Source organism: Marinomonas spartinae (assembly GCF_016461715.1).
Classification (GTDB): Bacteria; Pseudomonadota; Gammaproteobacteria; order Pseudomonadales; family Marinomonadaceae; genus Marinomonas; species Marinomonas spartinae_A.
In genome coordinates this window covers 47,677-68,467 of record NZ_JAEMUI010000022.1, presented here as the reverse complement: position 1 = coordinate 68,467, position 20,791 = coordinate 47,677, and the positions used below count along the sequence as shown (strand labels likewise).

Annotated in this window: 19 protein-coding genes; 3 read left to right on the top strand and 16 right to left on the bottom strand. The window is 45.7% G+C overall.

Annotation, left to right across the window (positions count from 1 at the left end; translation table 11 throughout):
- Window positions 1-5: 5 nt before the first annotated feature.
- From JHD45_RS17985 to JHD45_RS17955, 7 genes are all read right to left on the bottom strand, one after another.
- Complete coding sequence (locus JHD45_RS17985; protein WP_199477884.1) at window positions 6-1,442, bottom strand: efflux transporter outer membrane subunit; 1,437 nt, start codon at window positions 1,440-1,442, stop codon at window positions 6-8.
- The gene (locus JHD45_RS17980; protein ID WP_233407920.1) at window positions 1,436-1,978 is read right to left on the bottom strand and encodes a MarR family winged helix-turn-helix transcriptional regulator; all 543 of its coding nucleotides are present in this window, start codon (window positions 1,976-1,978) and stop codon (window positions 1,436-1,438) included. Before JHD45_RS17980 ends, JHD45_RS17985 begins: the two co-directional genes overlap by 7 nt.
- Before the next feature lie 276 nt (window positions 1,979-2,254).
- Entirely contained in the window at window positions 2,255-3,631 is a 1,377-nt protein-coding gene (locus JHD45_RS17975; RefSeq protein WP_199477882.1) for a class II fumarate hydratase, read from the bottom strand.
- Window positions 3,628-4,002: a hypothetical protein gene (locus JHD45_RS17970; protein WP_199477881.1), complete on the bottom strand. Its 375-nt coding sequence runs from the start codon at window positions 4,000-4,002 to the stop codon at window positions 3,628-3,630. Before JHD45_RS17970 ends, JHD45_RS17975 begins: the two co-directional genes overlap by 4 nt.
- Before the next feature lie 233 nt (window positions 4,003-4,235).
- On the bottom strand, window positions 4,236-4,715 hold the full coding sequence (locus tag JHD45_RS17965) for an FKBP-type peptidyl-prolyl cis-trans isomerase (RefSeq protein WP_199477880.1): 480 nt from the start codon (window positions 4,713-4,715) through the stop codon (window positions 4,236-4,238).
- A gap of 108 nt (window positions 4,716-4,823) precedes the next feature.
- A complete protein-coding gene (locus JHD45_RS17960; RefSeq protein WP_199477879.1) occupies window positions 4,824-5,414 on the bottom strand; it encodes a DUF1439 domain-containing protein in 591 nt (196 codons plus the stop codon).
- A gap of 9 nt (window positions 5,415-5,423) precedes the next feature.
- Window positions 5,424-6,296: a mechanosensitive ion channel family protein gene (locus JHD45_RS17955; protein WP_199477878.1), complete on the bottom strand. Its 873-nt coding sequence runs from the start codon at window positions 6,294-6,296 to the stop codon at window positions 5,424-5,426.
- Between the two features lie 153 nt (window positions 6,297-6,449).
- Here JHD45_RS17955 and JHD45_RS22645 point away from each other — a divergent pair, with 153 nt between their 5' ends.
- Window positions 6,450-6,884, top strand: coding sequence for a YebG family protein (locus JHD45_RS22645; protein ID WP_199477877.1), 435 nt, complete (start codon window positions 6,450-6,452; stop codon window positions 6,882-6,884).
- A gap of 40 nt (window positions 6,885-6,924) precedes the next feature.
- Here JHD45_RS22645 and JHD45_RS17945 read toward each other — a convergent pair whose 3' ends face one another.
- Together JHD45_RS17945 and JHD45_RS17940 are read right to left on the bottom strand one after the other, a co-directional pair.
- Window positions 6,925-7,986 carry a zinc-binding metallopeptidase family protein gene (locus tag JHD45_RS17945; protein WP_199477876.1) on the bottom strand — a complete coding sequence of 354 codons (1,062 nt, stop codon included), beginning with the start codon at window positions 7,984-7,986 and terminating at the stop codon, window positions 6,925-6,927.
- Window positions 7,987-8,073: 87 nt separating this feature from the next.
- Window positions 8,074-10,053 (bottom strand): putative bifunctional diguanylate cyclase/phosphodiesterase, encoded by a 1,980-nt coding sequence (locus tag JHD45_RS17940; RefSeq protein ID WP_199477875.1) that lies wholly within the window; start codon window positions 10,051-10,053, stop codon window positions 8,074-8,076.
- 409 nt (window positions 10,054-10,462) lie between these two features.
- Between JHD45_RS17940 and JHD45_RS17935 the strand changes: the two genes are divergently transcribed.
- Both JHD45_RS17935 and JHD45_RS17930 read left to right on the top strand, forming a co-directional pair.
- The gene (locus JHD45_RS17935) at window positions 10,463-12,328 is read left to right on the top strand and encodes a cation:proton antiporter (protein WP_199477874.1); all 1,866 of its coding nucleotides are present in this window, start codon (window positions 10,463-10,465) and stop codon (window positions 12,326-12,328) included.
- A gap of 27 nt (window positions 12,329-12,355) precedes the next feature.
- A complete protein-coding gene (locus JHD45_RS17930) occupies window positions 12,356-13,561 on the top strand; it encodes a hypothetical protein (RefSeq protein WP_199477873.1) in 1,206 nt (401 codons plus the stop codon).
- A 43-nt stretch (window positions 13,562-13,604) separates the two neighbouring features.
- Here the strand turns inward: JHD45_RS17930 and JHD45_RS17925 are convergent, their stop codons facing one another.
- From JHD45_RS17925 to speB, 7 genes are all read right to left on the bottom strand, one after another.
- A complete protein-coding gene (locus tag JHD45_RS17925) occupies window positions 13,605-14,537 on the bottom strand; it encodes a 2-hydroxyacid dehydrogenase (RefSeq protein WP_199477872.1) in 933 nt (310 codons plus the stop codon).
- Between the two features lie 2 nt (window positions 14,538-14,539).
- Window positions 14,540-15,274 carry a class II aldolase/adducin family protein gene (locus tag JHD45_RS17920; RefSeq protein WP_199477898.1) on the bottom strand — a complete coding sequence of 245 codons (735 nt, stop codon included), beginning with the start codon at window positions 15,272-15,274 and terminating at the stop codon, window positions 14,540-14,542.
- 5 nt (window positions 15,275-15,279) lie between these two features.
- Window positions 15,280-16,806, bottom strand: coding sequence for an amino acid ABC transporter permease/ATP-binding protein (locus tag JHD45_RS17915; RefSeq protein WP_199477871.1), 1,527 nt, complete (start codon window positions 16,804-16,806; stop codon window positions 15,280-15,282).
- Between the two features lie 31 nt (window positions 16,807-16,837).
- Window positions 16,838-17,638 (bottom strand): ABC transporter substrate-binding protein, encoded by an 801-nt coding sequence (locus JHD45_RS17910; RefSeq protein WP_199477870.1) that lies wholly within the window; start codon window positions 17,636-17,638, stop codon window positions 16,838-16,840.
- A 202-nt stretch (window positions 17,639-17,840) separates the two neighbouring features.
- Window positions 17,841-18,896: an isopenicillin N synthase family dioxygenase gene (locus JHD45_RS17905; RefSeq protein WP_199477869.1), complete on the bottom strand. Its 1,056-nt coding sequence runs from the start codon at window positions 18,894-18,896 to the stop codon at window positions 17,841-17,843.
- Complete coding sequence (locus JHD45_RS17900) at window positions 18,893-19,765, bottom strand: sugar phosphate isomerase/epimerase family protein (RefSeq protein WP_199477868.1); 873 nt, start codon at window positions 19,763-19,765, stop codon at window positions 18,893-18,895. Before JHD45_RS17900 ends, JHD45_RS17905 begins: the two co-directional genes overlap by 4 nt.
- A 65-nt stretch (window positions 19,766-19,830) precedes the next feature.
- Window positions 19,831-20,784 carry an agmatinase gene (gene speB / locus JHD45_RS17895; protein ID WP_199477867.1) on the bottom strand — a complete coding sequence of 318 codons (954 nt, stop codon included), beginning with the start codon at window positions 20,782-20,784 and terminating at the stop codon, window positions 19,831-19,833.
- Between the last annotated feature and the right edge of the window lie 7 nt (window positions 20,785-20,791).

The following is a 20,791-nucleotide window of genomic DNA, read 5'->3' as shown; positions in this document are numbered from 1 at the left end:
CACCATCAATGTTGAGAAACAGAAGTCGATTTATCTTCAAAGCCACCACCTAACGCCTCAACCAAGGCGACTTGCTGCTCTTGCAGTTGGTTTTTTAATTGGGTGACGACCGATTCAGCTTGCAGTAATTGATTTTCAATGAGCAGCACTTCTAGCTGACTCCCCATACCTGACTGATAACGTTTTTCCGTAATATGGTAGCTTTTAGAAGCTAACTGGAGACTTTTTTCTGCGTCTTTGATTTGCTCATTGATGGATTTAATCGATAAAACATTGTCGGTTATATCCCCAAATGCTTTGGTGATGATCTTATTGTATTGAGCAACCGCCGCATCATATGACGCTGTTTTATTAATCAAATTGGCTTTTAGATCTTGAGTAAATAAAGGCAAGGAAATCGCAGGACCAACGTTCCAAGAACGGCTAGGCTCACCAAAGAATGAATCCCCCGCAACCGCTTTAAAGCCTGCTGCCGCACTTAAATTCACATTGGGATAAAAACGGGTCTTAGCCACATCGATGTCCTTGCTTGCCGCTTCCACTCGCCATTTTGCTGCCACGATGTCCGGACGATGTGCCATTAAGTTGGCAGGCAATTGTTGCGGTAAATTCAGCTTGCTTCCCATCTCGACACTAGGGCGCGTTATGGTACTGGCAAGATCGGGTCCTTCTCCAACTAAAGTGGCTAAGGCGTTTTTCAATAGCTGAATTGACAAAATACGCTGCTTCAAGACCTGCTTAGCAGAAGCCTCATTACTTTGTGCTGTGTATAGATGGTCGTCGGATGTTAAACCATTCTTCAACAGTTGCTGAGTAATGGAAACAATACGCTGTGTTCGCTGAAGATCTTCTTTGGCCAGATCTTCTAAAGAGTAAGCATTCGCCAACTGTACATAGGTACGGATAATCGCCGAAGATAAATTGATTTTTGCGGCTTGATGATCTATTTCCGCCGCTTTTTGCTCGTTGACACTGGCAACCCAAGCCGCTTTATTCCCACCCCATAAATCAAAAGAGTAGTTCATATTTAAGCCAAGATTATAGACGGTTCCGTACTTACTTCCTTGGTAGGCAGGGTCTTCTATACGGGATAAGCGTGAGCGAGTTACACCAGCATTCGCAGAAACCACTGGGTCAAATTTACTGTCTGCAGCCATCACATAAGCCGACGCTTTTTCTAAATTTGCGTTGGCCATTTGAATATTAGGGCTGTGTTTTAATGCTTGCTCAATCAGCCGATTCAACTGAGCATCATCCAATGACAGCCACCAAGACTGGGCAGGCCAATTAGCAGAATACAAATTCTTGGTTTGTAAGTTGCTCGCGTGTTTAATCAGAGCATCGCCATCCATGGTATTATGCGTTTTAATATATGCTGGCGGCGCACAGCCGTACAGAAAGCATAACGACATAAAAGTAGTAATTTTTGCCAACTTTAACATTTTGCACCCTTGTATTTAGACAATACGAACTTTTCTGAGGGAAAAGAACTGACTATTTTGCTTAAACAATGCTGGAGATTTTGCTGTTCTTGCGTTGATAAGCAGTCCACTAAGTGATCTATCGCCGTCTGTATAAAAGGCATTGCCCTATCGGTCACAATACGGCCCTCTTCTGTCAACTGAATGAGAGTAGAGCGACGATCTTCAAGGTCCGTCTCTCGCTTAATGAGTTGCTTTTTCTCTAATCGATCTAACATTCGCGTCATTGCACTACCATCAACACTCAATGTTTTACTAATATCGGAAGAGCGCTGGGTTCCCATAAAGTAAAGTATCAAGAGTACCTTAACTTGACTGGAGGTAATCTCTTCTTGAGCTAAATATTGGTCGAGAAGGCGATCCTTTATATGGTTCGTTCTACCAAGCAAAAAACCAATACTGGAAAATAGCTGCTCATTAATTTGTTGTTTATTTAGCGTCATAGTTGGTTTGATCAGAATGTGGAAATAATTTACTTGTCTAGGCAATAGTTGCATAGACAAGTAAATTATTTCACTCCTCTCTATCTACAGTCAATCCTTAACTAACGGTCTATGACGTCCCTTAAAAAGTTTATTATTTAGTACACATTCAGTTCACTTTTTGCACATCAATCAACGTCATTCCCCCATTGGCAAGTAGCAAAAAAGCTCAGATAGAAAGGAAAAAAAACCAGCAAATTAACGCTGGTTTTTTCTCTATTTGGTAAGGGAAGAACCAAATAAAGACCTTTTAAGAGGCCCTAAGTCTAGAAGTGACGGGGCGAAGAAGCCCTATATTCCGCCCTGTGTCAGCTTAGCGGGATCAAGCAAAGCAAGCAGTTCTTCCCTGCTTAAGTCAGTATCTTCTTCAGCGACATCCACCACAGGTCGGCCTTCTTTGTAAGCTTTTTTCGCAATATCTGCCGCTTTAAGGTAGCCAATAATCGGATTCAAGGCGGTTACCAAGATAGGATTACGGTGTAAGGCATCATTGAGCTTGTCTTCGTTGACGGTTAAGGTCGAAATGGCATTATCTGCCAGAAGATAGGCACTATTGGCTAATAATTTAATACTGTTAAGCAAGTTTTTAGCGATCATCGGCAACATAACATTCAGTTCAAAATTGCCTGCTTGCCCACCAATGGTGATAGCCGCATCGTTACCGATTACCTGGGCGGCCACCATAGCCGTGGCTTCTGGAATCACCGGGTTGACCTTTCCTGGCATAATGGAGGAACCAGGTTGCAACGCTTGCAACGTAATTTCACCTAAGCCAGCCAACGGGCCAGAGTTCATCCAGCGTAGATCATTGGCAATTTTCATATAGGTAACGGCAACCGCTTTCAACTGACCTGATAACGCAACTGCCGTATCTTGAGAGCCAATTAAGGCAAAGAAGTTCTTTCCTGGCTCAAAGGTAATGTGGGTCAAATCCGATAATTCTTTGGCAAATACCGCTGCGAATTCTGGATGGGCATTAATACCAGTGCCTACAGCTGTGCCACCTTGAGCCAGTTGTGTAATCTTACCTTCTATGTACCTTAGATTATCTAAGTTGTCTTGCAATTGCGCCGCCCAGCCATGAAAGGTTTGGTCAAAACGCACAGGCATAGCATCCATCAAATGGGTACGACCTGTCTTGGTATAGCCAGCCAGAGTGTCCCCCTTCTCTTCAATCGTCTTTTTCAAATGGGTAATGGCGGGTATTAAATGCCCTAGTAACTCTATTGAAGCACTCACATGAATGGCGGTTGGAATGATGTCATTACTGCTTTGACCATAATTTACGTGATCGTTCGGACTCACTTTTTCACCCAAATGACGGGTGGCCAGCGTCGCGATCACTTCGTTCGCATTCATATTGGTACTGGTGCCGGAACCGGTTTGAAAGACATCGACAGGAAAGTGACTCATCAACGCCTTATCATTAAGCAGCTCATCACAGGCAGCCTGAATGGCTATAGACATCTCTGGTGTGATACATTCAAGGGACTGATTCGCTCGGGCAGCGGCGGATTTTAGGGTAATCAAAGCTCGAATAAAGGCTTCTGGTAGCGGTTCACCGCTAATCGGAAAGTTATTAATAGCTCGCTGTGTTTGTGCACCGTACAGGGCATTTTCTGGAACGCTTAGTTCCCCCATGCTGTCTTTTTCAATACGCGTTTTCATCTTGATTCATTGCCTTCTTGTTGTAAAGTGGAAAGAAAGTAGTGACTCAGCGTGCGCAGATCATGCTCCAGTTTGAAATAGGACTTAGCGTCTTGGTAGGTAATAATGAGACGCTTTAAGTTCCCTAAAGGACGATACAGCATGTCTAAACAGGTCTCGCGCCAGTAGATCGCCAAGCTGGTGTCACACACCGTATCAAGCAAAACATTAAATACCCGCTGATGCAAAGACATCGCATCATTTATATTCAGTCGCTCAGCGTACTCTTCACTCATATCAAGATAGTGGTAAAGTAATTGCGGGGTATCCGCACATTGTCCATCTTGAATCATTTGCTCGAACACGGAGAAAGGCACTATATAATGGCTCATGATCTTGTCCTACACTATTGAAATGATAATGATTATCAATAATGAAAGCGAATAATTAATCTGTCAATAAAATAATAATGATTATCATTTTTGATTAATGTAAGCATGACCTCTAACAACGATTTACCAACAAGTAAGATACGTCATAAAAAAACCACCAGAGCAATGTCCTATTAACATCACGACTGGTGGTCTATTTTGACTATTGTGAGCCTGATAAGCCGACGTCACACTTAGTGGTGATGGCCTCCTACCCCGTGGGCATGACCGTGTGCTATTTCATCATCCGTCGCTTCCCGGGCTTCAACAATCTCAACATTGAAGGTCAAATCTTTACCTGAAAGAGGATGATTCAAATCCACTGTGGCATGCTTAAGTCCAGCTTTAATAATAGTCACCTGACGCGCCCCTTGATCGGTCTGAACCATCGCAACCATACCTGGCTTCCAACGCTTAGCTCCTTGGAGGTGTTTTACTGGCACTTGTTGTTGACGGTCTTCATAACGCTCTCCATATGCCTCAGCCATAGGAACCGTGACTTCAAACTCATCGCCTGCTTCTTTTCCTTCCATGGCTTTTTCAAGACCTGGAATCACATTGCTGTGACCATGCAGATAAGAAATGGGGTCTTTACCTGCGGATGTTTCGATCAGTTCGTCACCATGACGAAGTGTGTAGTGAAACGTGACAACTTGATTGTCTGCAATTGACATGTTCTTTCCTCTAAAATAAAACGGCCTGATAAATACCATTGCGTATTTTGCGCAACATTATAGAAGTTCCGTAGAAAATGGCGAGCACCTAGTCTCTTCTTGTCCCATTTAAAACAGCCCCAGCAGTAATTCATTTTCCTTAATGGTGATGTTCTTGATCATAGAGGCCGCCAACTTCTGCTCTAAATTATGATTCAGTACATAAACAGGGTGTTGATTAAAATAGCTTGTTAAGGCTTTTTCAAAATCACTATTTAGAGAGCCTAATGTGGAACGCAATAACTGGTCGCTGAATTTAGAACCATAGACTTCAATGTTCGTTATTCTGGGGGAAACAAGGTAGATACGATTCTCCTCCAATCTCACCCCTGACGATAACGATGGTTTCACCTGAGTACTAAAAGTAAAACTCTGTCCAAAGGCGTTGACCTTTCCTGACAACAAACACACCATGTCGACTAACGCCATACCACCGTCTTTTTCGGTTAAATTCAGCTGAACACTTTGTACCTTCAGTGTCATATCCAAGGTACCATTATCCTTTAAACCAAGTGCTATTTGACGCTCTTTTCCTTGCGCGATTTCTTTCTTAATGGCCTCATTTAGCTGCGCTTGTGTAACGCTTAAACCATTTGTACAACCACTCAGAAACAAACAAAAAAAGACCAGTGTACAGGCTGCAATAACACGACGAATCATTCTAAGCTCCTAAGCTGTTTGGGACTTTTGTACTATTTTAGCCCGTTTTTCATACCAAAAACGCATAAAGTCTTCGGTGACTTTTTGCTCAATATCCATTGCTTCATTGGTTGGACAAAATAGCGATATAGTGAACTGGGTATGCCCCTCATGGGAGGTGGTAATGCGAACCCGAGGTTCTGGCCCTGATATTTTAATATCGAGACGTTTTTCAATCAGACTGTTATAACGAATGGCCACCCCATGAAAGTGCTCACTGTATTCTTTTAACTTATCTAAAATGTCCTGTTTTATTTCGAACAGGTTAACCTCATCATTCTGTCTTGTGATAGAAAAAACATGGGTGACATAGCGCCGCATATAATTCAGGTTTTGCACGGTACTCGTGAGCAACAAGCTATTCGGCACAACCGTTGTACGCCCTGTATAGCCATAACTTCCCCCCTTCAAGTCGACTTCAAACAAGGTTGTGGACAACCAATCACTGTCGGTCACTTCCCCTTCGAAATTACCAATCCTTACCCAGTCACCTACTTGATAAGGCCGAGTGCTGGCACGAAAAAACGCTCCTACGATACAAGAGATAAACTCTTTCGTCGCTACAACCAAGGCAACCATAAAAGCGGCAATAGAGATCGCAAGGTTTTGTAATTCAGAGGACCAGATTAAAATAAATCCAACCACTAAAAAAAGATTGAAAATATTATCCAGCGTGTTAATCCGTTGACGTTTTTTATCATGTTCAAGCGTAGGGTGACGACGTATCACCCGTCTCGTATAACGACGAACAGCATAAGAGATAAGCGCCCAAGCAATGGTTAATACGATTTCTACATGATCTCTAATGATCGTCGTATCAAAGTGTGAAATTTCAATTGGCATAACGTTCGGATTCCTTCGTTTAGGGCGCTACTTTAGCACTATCAGACGAATCAAAAAACAATGTAAAGCTGCAAGAATTGAAAAGAAAAAAGCTAGACACTGACAGAAATACTACTGTATATTTAAACAGTATTATTTTTCCCGAGGTGGATTATGCCTGTTGTTATTAAATACGTTGTAGCACGTGATGGAATTGAAAAAATGACCTTTACCTCAAAAACCGACGCCGATGCCTATGACAAAATGCTAGACACAGCCGACGCACTTTACGAATTATTGGATAACAGTCATTTGGCCGATGATCACCATCAAAAAGAAGCGTTATCACTGTACTTGGCCGAACACAAAGACGACTTGTTAGAGGCATTAGGAACAAAGCGTAAAGCCGCATCGAAACGCCAAAAAGCGAACGTCAAAACGCCCTCAAAAACCAGCTCCAATAAACCATTGGAGCTAGCTCAGAAGGAGACTAAAAAACCCCTTGAGGACCTTGTCATTGAGCCAGATGAAGATGCATTCTACGAAGAGCAAGACATCATAATTGATGAGGATGAATTAACTAGCTACGCAGATAGCGATGCCGCATAAAGACACCTGATATAGCCTTTTGATAGAGCCCATCAAAAGGCTAATTGCCATGTACTATGCGATGAATAAACGCCAGTTTTTCCCGTACTTTTGGCACCAGCACAAAGGGGTATAAATCCGGTTGTCCCATGCTCCGGTTCAGGTTATTCACGGCAAAGGTTAATGGCAGATATTGGGCAATAATATCCTCAAAATTAGCATGGCAATAAGGATCAATATTAATGGTCGCCGCTAAACCTTGGTGCTGATTATTCGGAGGCGACATACTAATACCAAATTCGCTGGCCGTTTCTAGGGTATCGACAATATGCAGGTAATGCGCCCAGGTTTCAGCCCAGTCTTCCCAAGGGTGAGAAGACGCATACGCACTAACAAAGTTGTCCTGCCAATTTTGAACAGGATTGTCATAGTGCTTGCGCAAGGCGTCAGCGTAGCTTGCTCGTTCATCCCCAAACAAAGCCCGGTAGTTGGCCAACTCAATGTCATTTTCTGCAATTAACTGATCCCAGTAATAATGCCCCACCTCATGACGAAAATGCCCTATCAAAGTTCGATAAGACTCTTTCATGTCTTCACGCATTTGCTCTCGTTCTGCACTGTTTGCTTCAGATGTATTAATGGTCACTTGCCCAAGAGCGTGGCCTGTTGTGGACTGTGCGTTTACTGGCACTGCATTTTCTTCGGAAATAAAGTCAAACGACAACCCCTCTTCTGGATTCTCCGTTTTATTTAAGACAGGAAGTCCCAGCTTGATTAACGAGTACACCAAGCGATGCTTAGCAAACTCTAGTTTTTGCCATTCGTCCCGCTGTTTGACGCGTTCTAAATTGGGAATATGACGATTCAACTGACAGGCTTCACACAAGGTATCTGGGTTATCCACCAGCCAATTACAAACAAAATATTGCGCGTTCTTACAGTAATACCACTTTTTAGCAGGCATATTGGTGTCTGCTAACGCCCTGAAGCCAGAGCCGTCTGGTTTCAGGGCGCTCAAAGTCATTGGCTCAGATAAAAAGCCTAAAGAAGAGCCACAGCTTTCACACAAAGTATTATCAAATAAAATCGTTTGAGAACATTGCTGACAGGTAAAAATTTTCATAATGCCTCTTCGTCTAAGACGGTAAGCTCGTTATTATAACGTTCGCTTGATTGCTCTCTATCCAACAAACCATCCAGACGGTGTGCTCTATGGTTTGGGATGATTTAATAAATAGTCTGTTGCCTGATCAATGGACAAAGGTTTGCTAAACAAATATCCCTGTAACTCATCACAACCATGGTCCGCCAACCATTGAGCGGTGGCCTCATTTTCCACCCCTTCAGCAACAATCTGGGCCTGCATTAACAGACAAATACTGATGATCATTTGAACCAGTTGAGGGTTATCCGGAAGGCTAGCAATTAGGCTACGGTCAATTTTAATAAAATCAAAAGCAATGTCATTTAAACGTGCAAAGTTCGAATACCCCACACCAAAATCATCCACCGACACTCTAACACCTAAATGGCGAAGCTGCTGGAGATTCTTAATAACCACTACATCTCCTTTTGTTAAAGCGGACTCAGTCAGCTCCAATTCTAAACGGTTCGGCGCACAACCATTTTCATCCAACATGCGCGCCAAGCTGGTAACAAAGTCCTCTTTAAACAATTGGCTGATCGACACATTTACAGAAACCGCCACATCTTGTCCCAATACATGCCAGTGGGCAATCTGCTTAATCACTTCGCGCAAAACCCACTCACCTATCTGCCCCATCTGTCCAGAACGCTCACACAAATCAATAAAGCTATCGGGATACATCAAACCATTCTCTGGATGATTCCATCTCAATAGTGCTTCGAGAGACGCAACCGATTTATCCTTGGCACTGACTCTTGGCTGATAGTGCAAAACAAATTCATCGTTACTAAGCGCTTCTTTGAGTTGGGCCAGCAATGTATGCTCATATTCGAAGGCTTCCCGCATGGCAGCATCATAGAAACAATATTGATTACGCCCTAGTAACTTTGCCTGATACATTGCAATATCTGCCGACTGCATCAGCTCTTCCAGTCCGGTCCCATGACACGGATAGATCGCCATCCCGATACTTGGCGTCACTTTTTTCACGCGATTTTTTAATGTGATCGGCGCGGACAGAAGCTGCAATAAGCTTTGGGCAAACTCCGCTAATGCTTCACTGTTATTTTCTCGAGCGGTTAACACAAAAAACTCGTCCCCTCCTAGTCGCACGACTGAATCACTAGGACCACATAGGGAAGACAAACGCTTCGCAACTTCCACCAACACACGATCCCCTTCAGCGTGTCCCATGGTGTCGTTTATGGCCTTGAACTCGTCCAAATCAATAAACAACACCCCAATGACTTCATTGCTTTGCCTTGTCGTTCTGATAAATTTGTCAAAAATATGGGGCAAAGCATGACGGTTCGGTAGATTAGTTAACGAGTCCAATAAAGCTCTTTTGGAAGCCAAAGCCTCCGCTTCTTTCAGTCTGCTGACGTCGGTTGCACTAATCAAAACCGATGGCTGACCAGTAACAGGGTCGTGACTCGCCCTTGCCGTCAATTCATGCCATCGGTTACCGGAAACGGTATGCACTAAAGCGGTAATATCTCCCTCGCCATGTTGTTCTACCTGCTGCATCAAACGGGTATAGTCACGCTTAAAAACAAAACGCTTTGACAACTCCTGCTGACTGTTCTCGAGAAACTCACGTGCCGCTGGATTTAAATATAAGTTGCTGCCGTCTAAGGTATGTAAGGAAATCATTAAATGCGTATGCATCAATGCATCTCGTCCACGGGCGGCTTCAGGCGTGGAGCGTTGCATTTCCAGACCTTCACACAGCATAGCAATTCGTCCATCATCCAATTTAATTCCTGTGTAACGGATATTTAAGCTCACAGGTTTACCATTAGGATATAAAGTCCACTGCTCATAAAACTCAGCATCACACTCTAAAAAGTCCACCAAATATTGCTTTAAACGGCGCTGTACTGCTGGAGACATGTCCGCAGCCAAATCTCTGGCTCGAAGCGAGTCCATATCAGGCGCATTCCAAACAGTAAGCGCCGCAGCATTGGCGAAAACCACCCTAGCGTTCTCTACATCAAACACCCAAACGGGTAAGTTAATTTGTTCAAATATTTTAGAGTACAATATGAATATCCAGGCAAAATCAAGAATAATGCAAATGGGTTTCAGGTTTTTTAGAGAGCTTGCTTGTACCTTCCTACACGATCTCAACGACGCAATAAGGCAGGTATATTAATTGCTATAAAGAAACGACATGCTTGCCATGCTAAGCACGGGGTTGATTATAGATGAGTCACCCACTCAGGGCGAGCGAACCGCCTTACGTGACTACAAATAGCCACTTTTTTTTACTTAAGGTCAATACTGCACAACACTTTTCTAACGATCACACCATGTGATTCACATCGCTAATAATTCGTGACGAATCGCAAATTCCAGTAATAAAACCTAATTATGTTCCCATATTTCCCTTTATAATAGACACTTAGGTGCGACCTTAGCTTCCGCACCCCTTACTTTTAGAGCCTTTAGAATGACAGACACTCTCCTCCTCGCTTTTATTTTTCTCGTAGCAGGTGTCATCGCTGTGCCACTTGCTGCTCGACTGAAACTGGGTTCGGTATTGGGCTATTTATTAGCCGGCATAGCCATTAGCCCTTTGCTATCATTGCTACAGGTTGATCTCGTTTCGATACAGCAGTTCTCAGAGCTTGGCGTCGTCATGATGCTGTTTTTAGTCGGTTTAGAGTTAAAGCCTCAGAAACTCTGGGAAATGAAAAGCCGTCTAGCGGGCTTAGGTGGTGGACAAATTATCTTAACAACGCTCTTGGTCATGGGAAGCGCCATCTTACTAGGACAGCCCTGGCGCATAGCCCTGACCATCGGTATGTTGTTTTCTTTATCTTCTACGGCGATTGTGTTGCAAACACTGGGAGAAAAGGGGTTGATGCGCTCTGATGGCGGTCAGTCTTCTTTTGCCGTGTTACTCGCTCAAGACATTGTTGTCATTCCCATGCTGGCGCTCTTACCACTGCTGGCAACACCAGATCTACTGGCTAACTTACAACACGCCTTAACTAGCTCAGGCGCGAGCCATCACAGTAGTTTACTCGGCGAGTTTAACGCTTGGCAAAAAACGCTCATCACCTTAGGTGCCATTGGTTCAGTGATTTTAGGGGGCAATTTTCTGGTGTCACCCATTTTGCGCTTTATTGCCACCGCCCAACTGCGCGAATTATTTACCGCCGCCGCTCTCATGTTTGTCATTGGCATCACCTTACTTATGTCTGCGGTTGGCCTATCCCCTGCCTTAGGCACATTTTTAGCGGGCGTAGTGCTGGCCCGCTCCCCCTATCGTCATGAATTGGAAAGCAATATCGAACCGTTCAAAGGTCTGCTGTTAGGGCTGTTCTTCATGACGGTCGGTGCCGCTATCAACTTCCACTTATTGTTCAGTCATTTTGCGACCATTTTGGGCCTCACAGTGGGCCTCATCCTGATTAAAGTTCTTATTCTTCGCTTACTCAGTGCCATCTTCCATATTCGTGGGGCAAATAAGTGGCTGTTCGCTTTGGGTCTGGCGCAAGCCGGCGAATTTGGTTTTGTGCTTTTGTCTTTCACTGTTGCTAATGGCATTTTACCCAAAGAAATCGCGGATCAGTTGCTCCTAGTAGTAGCCTTGTCGATGCTACTGACACCTATGCTGTTTATCATTTACGACCGAATAGTGACCCCCCATTATCTAACCGATCATCCAGCAGGGGAGCAGGAAGACATTCCAGATAGCAATAAAATCATCATTGCTGGCTCAGGCCGCGTCGGCAGTCAAATTGACCGAGTCATTCGTTTAGCGGGTTATGATTCCACCGTCATCGATTTTAGTGTAAAACGCTTGAAGGCCTTACAACGTTTCGGTGTGAAAAACTACTTTGGTGACGCCACACGTCCAGAGCTTTTAGAGGCGGCGGGCATTAAAGACGCTAAAATATTGATCGTCGCCATTGATAATCCAGAACAAATATCCAAGCTGGTCAAGTATGTTATTGACACCTATCCACACGTTCACATTATTTCCCGTGCGTTTGATCGTCATCACGTTTATGACCTGTGGTCTTATGGATGTCGTGATATTGTGCGTGAAAACTACGACAGCAGCTTACGCATGAGCCGTTCTGTTTTAGAAGCCCTAGGAAGCTCACGTCAACAAGCTGAAGAGATCATTGAGCTTTACAACAAACATGATCAAATGGCCATGGTGTCGGTGGCAGATGCTCATAAAACTGGCGTACCAGCCCATGAAAATGAGGCTTACATCAAACGTATTCGACAGTATTTGGATCAGCAGGACCCCTCGCTAAAGGCTCAGATGAAAGACATTCTGAATAAAGAGGCACATTAGTTTTAACAAAAGGAACAGGCACCCACGATGTTGAATTTTTATATTATTGCCATTGCCCTAGTGGTCACTCTCTTTCTGGCCTTTTCCCGTAAGCTCGCCCATTCTGAGGGCTGGAAAGCCACCGTCACGCCATTGGCTTCGATTATGGGCAGTGGCTTTTTGGTGGTGGCACCGTTACTGGCAGAATCCGTGGGGTACTTTGCCGTACTGTGTATGGGCTTATTGCTTATGTTAGCCTATGCAGTGGGCAGCGCGATTCGCTTCAATATTCGTCACTTTGAGCCCATCGAACATCAAAAAGGCCCCGCCCAAGCTGTTTCCTTCGTCTCACGTATTGTCTTGGCAGGCGCCTATTTTATTTCCGTCACCTATTACCTTCAGCTGCTGTCGGCATTTTTACTCAAAGCCTTTGGCTATGAAAGCGGCTTTGTGGCAAACATTATCACCACACTGATTTTGATCTTTATCTGCGGAGTGGGAATATGGCGCGGCTTAGGGGAATTAGAGAAAATCGAAACCTATGCGGTGAGCCTAAACCTTGGCATGATCGCTGGATTGCTTTTCTCACTCGCGGTATACAACGTTCAACTTTTAAAGTCTGGCCAATGGCATTTGCCCACGCTGGATTCCAGTATCGACCTACATGATTTACGTGTCTTACTGGGGTTATTAATCGTGGTACAAGGCTTTGAAACTTCCCGTTATTTACAAAGCGAACACCCTGCTGAGTTACGTATCAAAACCATGCGCATCGCCCAGTGGATTTCAGCGGCCATTTACCTAGTATTTTTAACCCTGATGACCGTCTTATTTCATAAAGGTATGGGAGCCGATGTCACCGCGATTACCAGTATGGTGGCACCAGTGGCAGTGCTATTGCCGATCTTAATTTCTGTCGCCGCAATTGGCAGCCAATTCTCCGCCTCCGTTGCTGATACCTCGGGGGCGGGCGGATTGGTGGTCGACATCGCGCGCGAGAAGATTCCCGTGCGTTATGCTTATATGCTGATTTTGATCGTCACTATTTTCTTAACCTGGGCCACCGATGTGAATGGCATTATCGCCTATGCCTCACGGGCATTTGCTCTGTTCTATACACTACAATCCGCCGTCGCCGCCATTGTGGCACTGCAAACGAAATCAGTCGAAAAGAACACCAAAAAAGCGGCTCTCTATAGCGTAGTGTCATTGCTTTGCTTAATGGTGTTTTTATTCGGCGTGCCATCGGCTTAATAATAGAGCCGTTAGGAAAACCAAGAACCGAATGGGGCTTGGTTTAGTAGCCATGATCAAGGTTGATGGGGTTTAGCAATGCATCACCTCGTAAAAACCTCGCGGCGTTCTCTGCAACCTGATCCACTACGACGGTTTCCCCCGCATCGGAAGCCATATGTGGGGTAATCACTATCCCTTGAGTTGTCCAAAGCGGGTTAGTTTCTGGCAAAGGCTCTTCGTCAAACACATCCAACATGGCACCACGCAAATGGCCACGTGTAACCGCTTGAATCAGGTCTGCTTCATTCACATGACCACCACGACCACAGTTAATCACATAGGCTCCTTGTGGAAGCTGATCGAATAACTTGCGACTTAGGATGCCTTTCGTCACCGGACTTAAAGGCAGCAAGTTAATGAGAATATCGGTTTGACCAAGCATGTCGGACAAAGAGGCTTCCCCCGAATAACAGGTGATATTTGCCATCGCCTTTTGGCTTCGGGACCAGCCAGAGACACTGTAACCCAAGTCTGCTAAGCCTTTTGCAACGTACTCCCCTAATGCTCCCAGCCCGAGAACCGAGACGCGAATATCCTGCGCGGCCTTTTGTTTATACCGTTGCCAACAATTTTGTCTTTGATTCTGAGCAGCAAGGTCAAAATAACGATGAACATTCAATACGCCCCACAGGGCATACTCAAACATGCCCTGCTTCTGACGCTCATCAACAATGCGACAAATGGGCAAACCAGCGCTTAGCAATGATTCCCCCAAATGATCGACTCCGGCTGACAAAGCATGGATAAACTTGATGTTAGGATAATTCGTTAAAAGCGTATCATCTGGGAACCAACAGGCGGCTACCTGCACCTTGTCTGAACCTGGCTGTCCAGGCAGTAGAACATCCACATCAGGATGTCGTTGCTGAAACGACGCTATCAATTGCTCGGTAAACGCCGCATCATTGTTAGCCAATAAAATAGGTATCTTCATGTTTACTCTCGGTACGATGGATCAATACGGTCTAACTTTCTTAGCCATGCCTGCCAAACTAGGTGACGTTCATGCTCTACTTTCTTAAACTGCTCGCATACATAGCTTGCTAACGTTTCAGGGATAGTAGAAACGGGCGTTAGACTGGCCATTTGCGCGGCTGCGAGTTGAATCTCACACGCTTTGTTTAAGTAATACATAATTTGAAAGGCATCGGCAACCGTTTCCCCTACGCTAAGCAGACCATGATGATGCAGCACTAGAGCCATATTGTCGCCGAGCGATTGTTGAATGCGTGCTCGCTCGTCTAAATTAAAGGCCACGCCTTCGTAATCATGATAACCAAGACGTTGGTGAAACTCCGCGCTGATCTGATTAAGGGGCAATAAGCCATTATCGCATGCCGCCATCGCCATACCAGCCAGCGTATGGGTATGCATCACACAGTGTGCATCGTCACGCGCCATATGCACCGCACTGTGAATGGTAAACCCTGCCAAATTATAGTCCGCGCTGCCTTCTAGCACCCGCCCATGCATATCCACAACGATTAAATCACTGGCACGGATTTCATCAAACATTAAGCCAAAAGGGTTGATCAAAAAACGGGGGGCTCCGTCACCCGGTAAGCGCACTGAGAAATGGGTATATAGAGTGTCTTCCCATCCCATCATGGCCGCTAAACGATAGGACGCCGCGAGATCCCGTCGCAACGTCGCCTCATCCGTTGTTATCATGTCGCTCAAGCTTGCCTCCCCATAAACTCTCTCATTCTCACCATTTCTGGTGTCTTGTGTGTTTCATCCACAATATCACTCGGTGCCGCGTTCACTTGAATAATACCGTGTTCCATCATAACCACACGATCGGAAACAGACAGAGCAAATTCCATTTCATGGGTCACAATAACTAGGGTCATCCCTTCTTTGGCAAGATCTTGGATGACTTTCAGCACCTCATTGACCATTTCTGGATCAAGCGCAGAAGTCGGCTCATCAAACAAGATAATGTCTGGCGACAACGCCAAGGCCCGAGCGATTGCCACCCGCTGCTGTTGCCCCCCGGATAACTGATGCGGGTATTTGTTTGCATGGGCGAGCAAGCCGACTCGATCCAGTAAATACAAAGCCTGCGCCTTATTGGTAGTTTGGTCAGGCGCTTTTCCATGATAACGTGGCGCCATCATGATATTGTCAAGCGCCGTCATATGCGGAAACAAGTTAAAGCTTTGAAACACCATGCCGATCCGCAACATACCTGACTTCAGCGTTTTACGTGCAGGTGACTGCCCCCCTTTGAGAAAATCTTCACCAAAGAGAATCACTTCACCGGCGTCGAGTGTTTCCAAACGATTAATGGTACGAATCAAGGTCGTTTTACCCGAACCAGACGGTCCAATCACACTGACCACGTCACCAATGTTAATATTTAGATCCACGTCTTTTAGCACCACATGGTTGCCGTAGGCTTTACGCAGACTCTTAAGACTCAATGCTGGTGGCGCCCCCGCAGAACGTTGATTTTGCTTAAGCGGCATGGGCAGTGCCGCCTTTCTTACTTCTTCACACTCTCCATCGGACAAGGTGGTTGGTTTGCGTGATGATACGTCCAAACGTTTCTCCACCCATTGTAGAATTGAGCTAAAGACCGTCACAATTAATACGTAATACACCGCAACCGCCAACAGTGTTTCAAGCACTAAGAAGTTCTGAGTGTAAAGACGCTGACCTGTGAGCAATAATTCCGGTAGCGAGATAACAGACACCAAGGAACTCAGTTTGATCACGGTGATATATTCATTGATCAAAGACGGTAAGGAAATACGGAACGCCTGAGGAATCACAATTAAGCGCTGAATGCCTAAAAAACCAATATTCAACGCATGGCCCGCTTCACGCTGGCCTTTTGCAACAGACAATAAGCCACCTCGATGGATCTCTGCCATGTAAGCGGCTTCCGTGACCACAAGACTGAGTAATCCAGAGATAAAAGGAACGCCTAAGAACGCACTGGTCGATGGAAATAATTGCGGCAAGTTATAGACAAACACCAAGACCACCAGCAACGGGACACTTCTGAAAAACCAAATATAAACAGCGGCGGGCAATGAGAGCCAGCGCGATGTCGACATTTTCGCACAGGCCACACAAAACCCAAGCACCAAACCAATTCCCCAAGACAAGGTACTGATCTCTACAACCGTGATGCTCGCTCGCCAAAACGATGCCATTGAGAAAAGCGAGAAAAAGTATCCCCAATCTAAATTCATACTAGCTCCTAACTACCGATAAAAACCTGTCTCATTTAGAGACAGGGGATAGATCGTATTTTTTAAGTAGAGCAGGAAAGGAGCCATTTTCCGTAATCTTTGCTAGTGCTTTCGTCAGCGCATCGCGAAGTTGGTCATTGCCTTTTTTCACGTAGATTCCCAAGGTTTGTGGGTAAACCAAATCTGGCGAACTGATCACCATTCGCCCACGAGACTTTTCCACAATCATTTTGGCAGCGCCATTGATTTCGAGCTGAGCTTGCACGTTTCTAGACATCAATGCTTGAGCCACTTCCGGCGCTGTTGGGAACTCCATCACATGAATAGCAGGCTTTCCGTTCGCTTTACAGTAGCTGGCAGACAGCTCATTAAGCGCTTTCACCCAAGTGGTCCCTTGCTGTAGGCCAACTTTTAAACCACATAAGTCTTTTTCTGTTTTGGGACGCAATGAGCCACTTTTTAACACCATGATGGAGGCGCCAGTACGGGCGTAAGGAATGGCATCCGCTTGCTTTTGACGTGCTGGCGTCACGTACATGCCAGAAATGACCGCATCAAATTTGTTCGACGCTAACCCCAAGATCAACCCCGTAAACTTGGTATCAGAAAAACTCACTTTGACTCCCATTTGCTTTGCCAATAACTCCGCAACATCTGGGTCAAAGCCAACAATTTTGTCACCGTCGTATGACTCAAAAGGAGGGTACGTCACTTCCATGCCAACTTTTAATGTCCCCGGCGACAGCAGTTCAGTCGCAGAAGCGGCTAAGCTCGTTAAGCCTAATGCAATCGACGTTAAACCGACGACTAACGCTTTTTTCGATGTATTCATGATTATGCTCCTTGGTGATACTTGTTTCTTTTGTGTTTTATATTAAGAGACTTTTGCACGACTACTGCGCTTGCCAATACTTCGTTAAAAACAGGCTCAAAATGCTCATTTATCGCGATAAACTCCGCTTTCTCGTCTGTTTTTGCCGCGTCTTGGCGTCGCTCGTGACATCGTGCAAAGGTCTTATTGGATGATTTTTTTATTACTTGGCGTGTTTTTTTAAATGCCCGAATGTCGCCACACCTCGCGCTTTTTCTGGTAAGGTCAACTCCCCTTTAGCCACTTTTTCTCGCAAATAACGATAGGTTTGCAGTGCTTGGCTATACATGTGATCCCCAATACTGATGGCCTCATAAGCCTGTTCCGACTCCGCCCCTTCGAATTGCGGCAAAGGGCGAATCTGCGTGTGATAATCACACGCAAAAAACAGCGGAAAGGAGTAACGTTCATGACTCACTTTACGAACCCTGTGGGCGGTCGCGACAAATTGCCCTGCGGTCAATACTTCCAACATATCGCCGATGTTCACCACAAAGGCTTCTTCTCCCGACTCTTCCACTGGCGGGGCATCAATCCAAACACCCTCTTCATTCATCACTTCTAGCCCCGCTTGGTCTGCTAGCAAAAGCGTGAAGCATTCATAATCGGTATGGGCACCAATACCGGGGCGGTCTTGTGCATCAGGGTTGAAGGGGTAATGAATAAGCCGTAATTTGGAAGGAGGACAGGTGACCATGTCATCGAAGTAGTGCTCCGGCAACCCCAAAGCCAAAGCAAAACCAGAAAACAGGCGGCGACCAAGGGCAAAAATAGCGTGGTAATAGGCACGAATATCTTGCTGGAAACCGGGTAGATTGGGCCATTCGTTATCACCGATCAAAGGCGTGTTTGCTAACACTAATGGGTGATTTTCAGGGGCGGGAAAGCCTACATCGAACGCCTCTTTATGATCGGGTTTGCCGGTGCCATAAATTTCTTCCCCCTCAGGCACATAGCCTTTATGGCTTTTAGAAGCACCAATGTAATAATCCATTTTTTGCGACATAGACTGAGCAAAAAACGCTTTCGCGGCTTTGCGCAACCCCGCAATTAACGCTGGGTCCATACCATGACCGGTGACATATAAAAAACCCACTTCTTTTGCAGCTTTACCTAACTGTTCCGCGACATTCTGACGACGCTCTAAATCCTCACTGAATAAACCTGCAATATTCACAACAGGGATGGAAGTAAAGGCTGACGGAGTAGACGAATTCATAAGACGGACTCACTTAACAAAGAATGATGTTGATGAATAAAACGTTCAAAATGCGCTCTCTCCTCCACTGCCATCCACTCATTCAAAGCCCATAAATCGGCCACGGGGACATTCGTAAACGGAAGGTGATGGAGGTAGCCATCGGCGCCAAATTCGGTGGTCATGGTGGTTTCTGTCCGGCCAGCATCAAGATGCTTTTGCCAAATGGCTTGCCAAACATTCTGGTGAAACTGCAACGCCTCTTTGTATTCCGGCGCACCTGGGTGTGGCGTTTGCGGCCCTTGCGGATAACCAACACGCGCCTGTATATGATGAACACGTTCAATAAAGCGCGATAAATCATCAACAGGATCATTTAGCAAACGCTCACATACCAGCACCCAATGACTGATATCAGCGGTATATCGCACCTCGGGAAGTTGTCGAATCAGCTCAAGCGTCACCCAAGGGCTGTAAAGAGACGTCGCCCGATGGGTTTCAAAACTACAGAATACGCCCTTTTCTTTGGCCAACTCATGGGCACGACCAAAGAAATCAACCTGTTGCGTCATGGTCCAGCGATCATTGCCGGGGAGCACATTAACAAACTTAGGTTCCAGCTCTGCCGCAAAATCTAACTGCTCTGCCAAACGCGCCAAATGTTGGTCTGGGCTTTCGGCTTGATTTGGAATCACATCGCCGCCTGAAAACAAAATCGCAATGTATTTCATATCCAGCTCTTTCAGTGATTGTTTAAAGGTACGGCGAGCCTCAAGCTCTAAAGGCACTCGCGCTTCCACACCAACAAACCCTGCTTGGCGTAATGCGTCCACATAGGAGCACATTTCTTGCTGCACGCCCCATAATGTCCTGAACAATGATAGTTCCATAAGCGATGCCTCTCATTTCTGACGGTTTATCGGTACTTCATAGCTTGTGCTTCATAGTCAGTGCTTCATAGCCGGTACTTTACACCTGGCAATACGCACAACATCTCATACAACAGGTTCGCGGCCAGCTGGGAGGTATTGCCGCTGACATCGTACGGTGGCGAGACTTCCACAAGGTCGCCCCCAACCAAGTTCAAGCCTTTGCAACCCCGAACAATTTCCAACCCTTGAATGGAGGTTAACCCCCCGACTTCAGGCGTACCGGTGCCAGGTGCCCAAGCAGGATCTAGGCCATCAATATCGAACGATAAATACACCGGACGATCTCCCATCATGTCTCGAACTTCGTCCATCAAAGGTGCTAGGGATTTGTGCCAACACGCTTCAGCAGTGACCAAACGGAAGCCTTGGTTTTCCCCCCATTTGAAATCTTCCGCAGAGTACCCTTGGGCACGCTGGCCAATCTGAATCACCCGCTCACAATCCAGCAAGCCTTCTTCCACGGCACGGCGAAAAGTGGTGCCATGGGCAATTTTTTCACCAAACATGTTGTCATTGGTGTCGGTATGCGCATCCACATGAATCAGCCCCACTGGGCCATGCTTTTTGGTGATGGAGCGAAGAATCGGTAAAGTGAGTGTGTGATCGCCGCCCAACGTCAGTGGAATGACAGGATAAGGGTTGAGCTGATCGTAATATTTTTCGATGATGTCAACGGACTTAAGCAGGTTGTAAGTATTGATTGGCACATCACCAATGTCTGCCACAGAAAGCGAGTCAAATGGTGCCGCTCCGGTGGCCATGTTATAAGGGCGAATCATTACCGATTCTGCTCGTATTTGGCGAGGTCCGTAGCGTGTTCCCGCTCGTTGAGAGGTTCCCACATCCAATGGGATGCCGATAAATGCGGCATCCAAGCCTTCTAGCACGTCAACGAATGGCAACCTCATCATGGTCGCTCTGCCGCCAAAGCGAGGCATCTCGTTCCCACTTTGAGGTTGGTATAACACTTTAGACATAAACAAA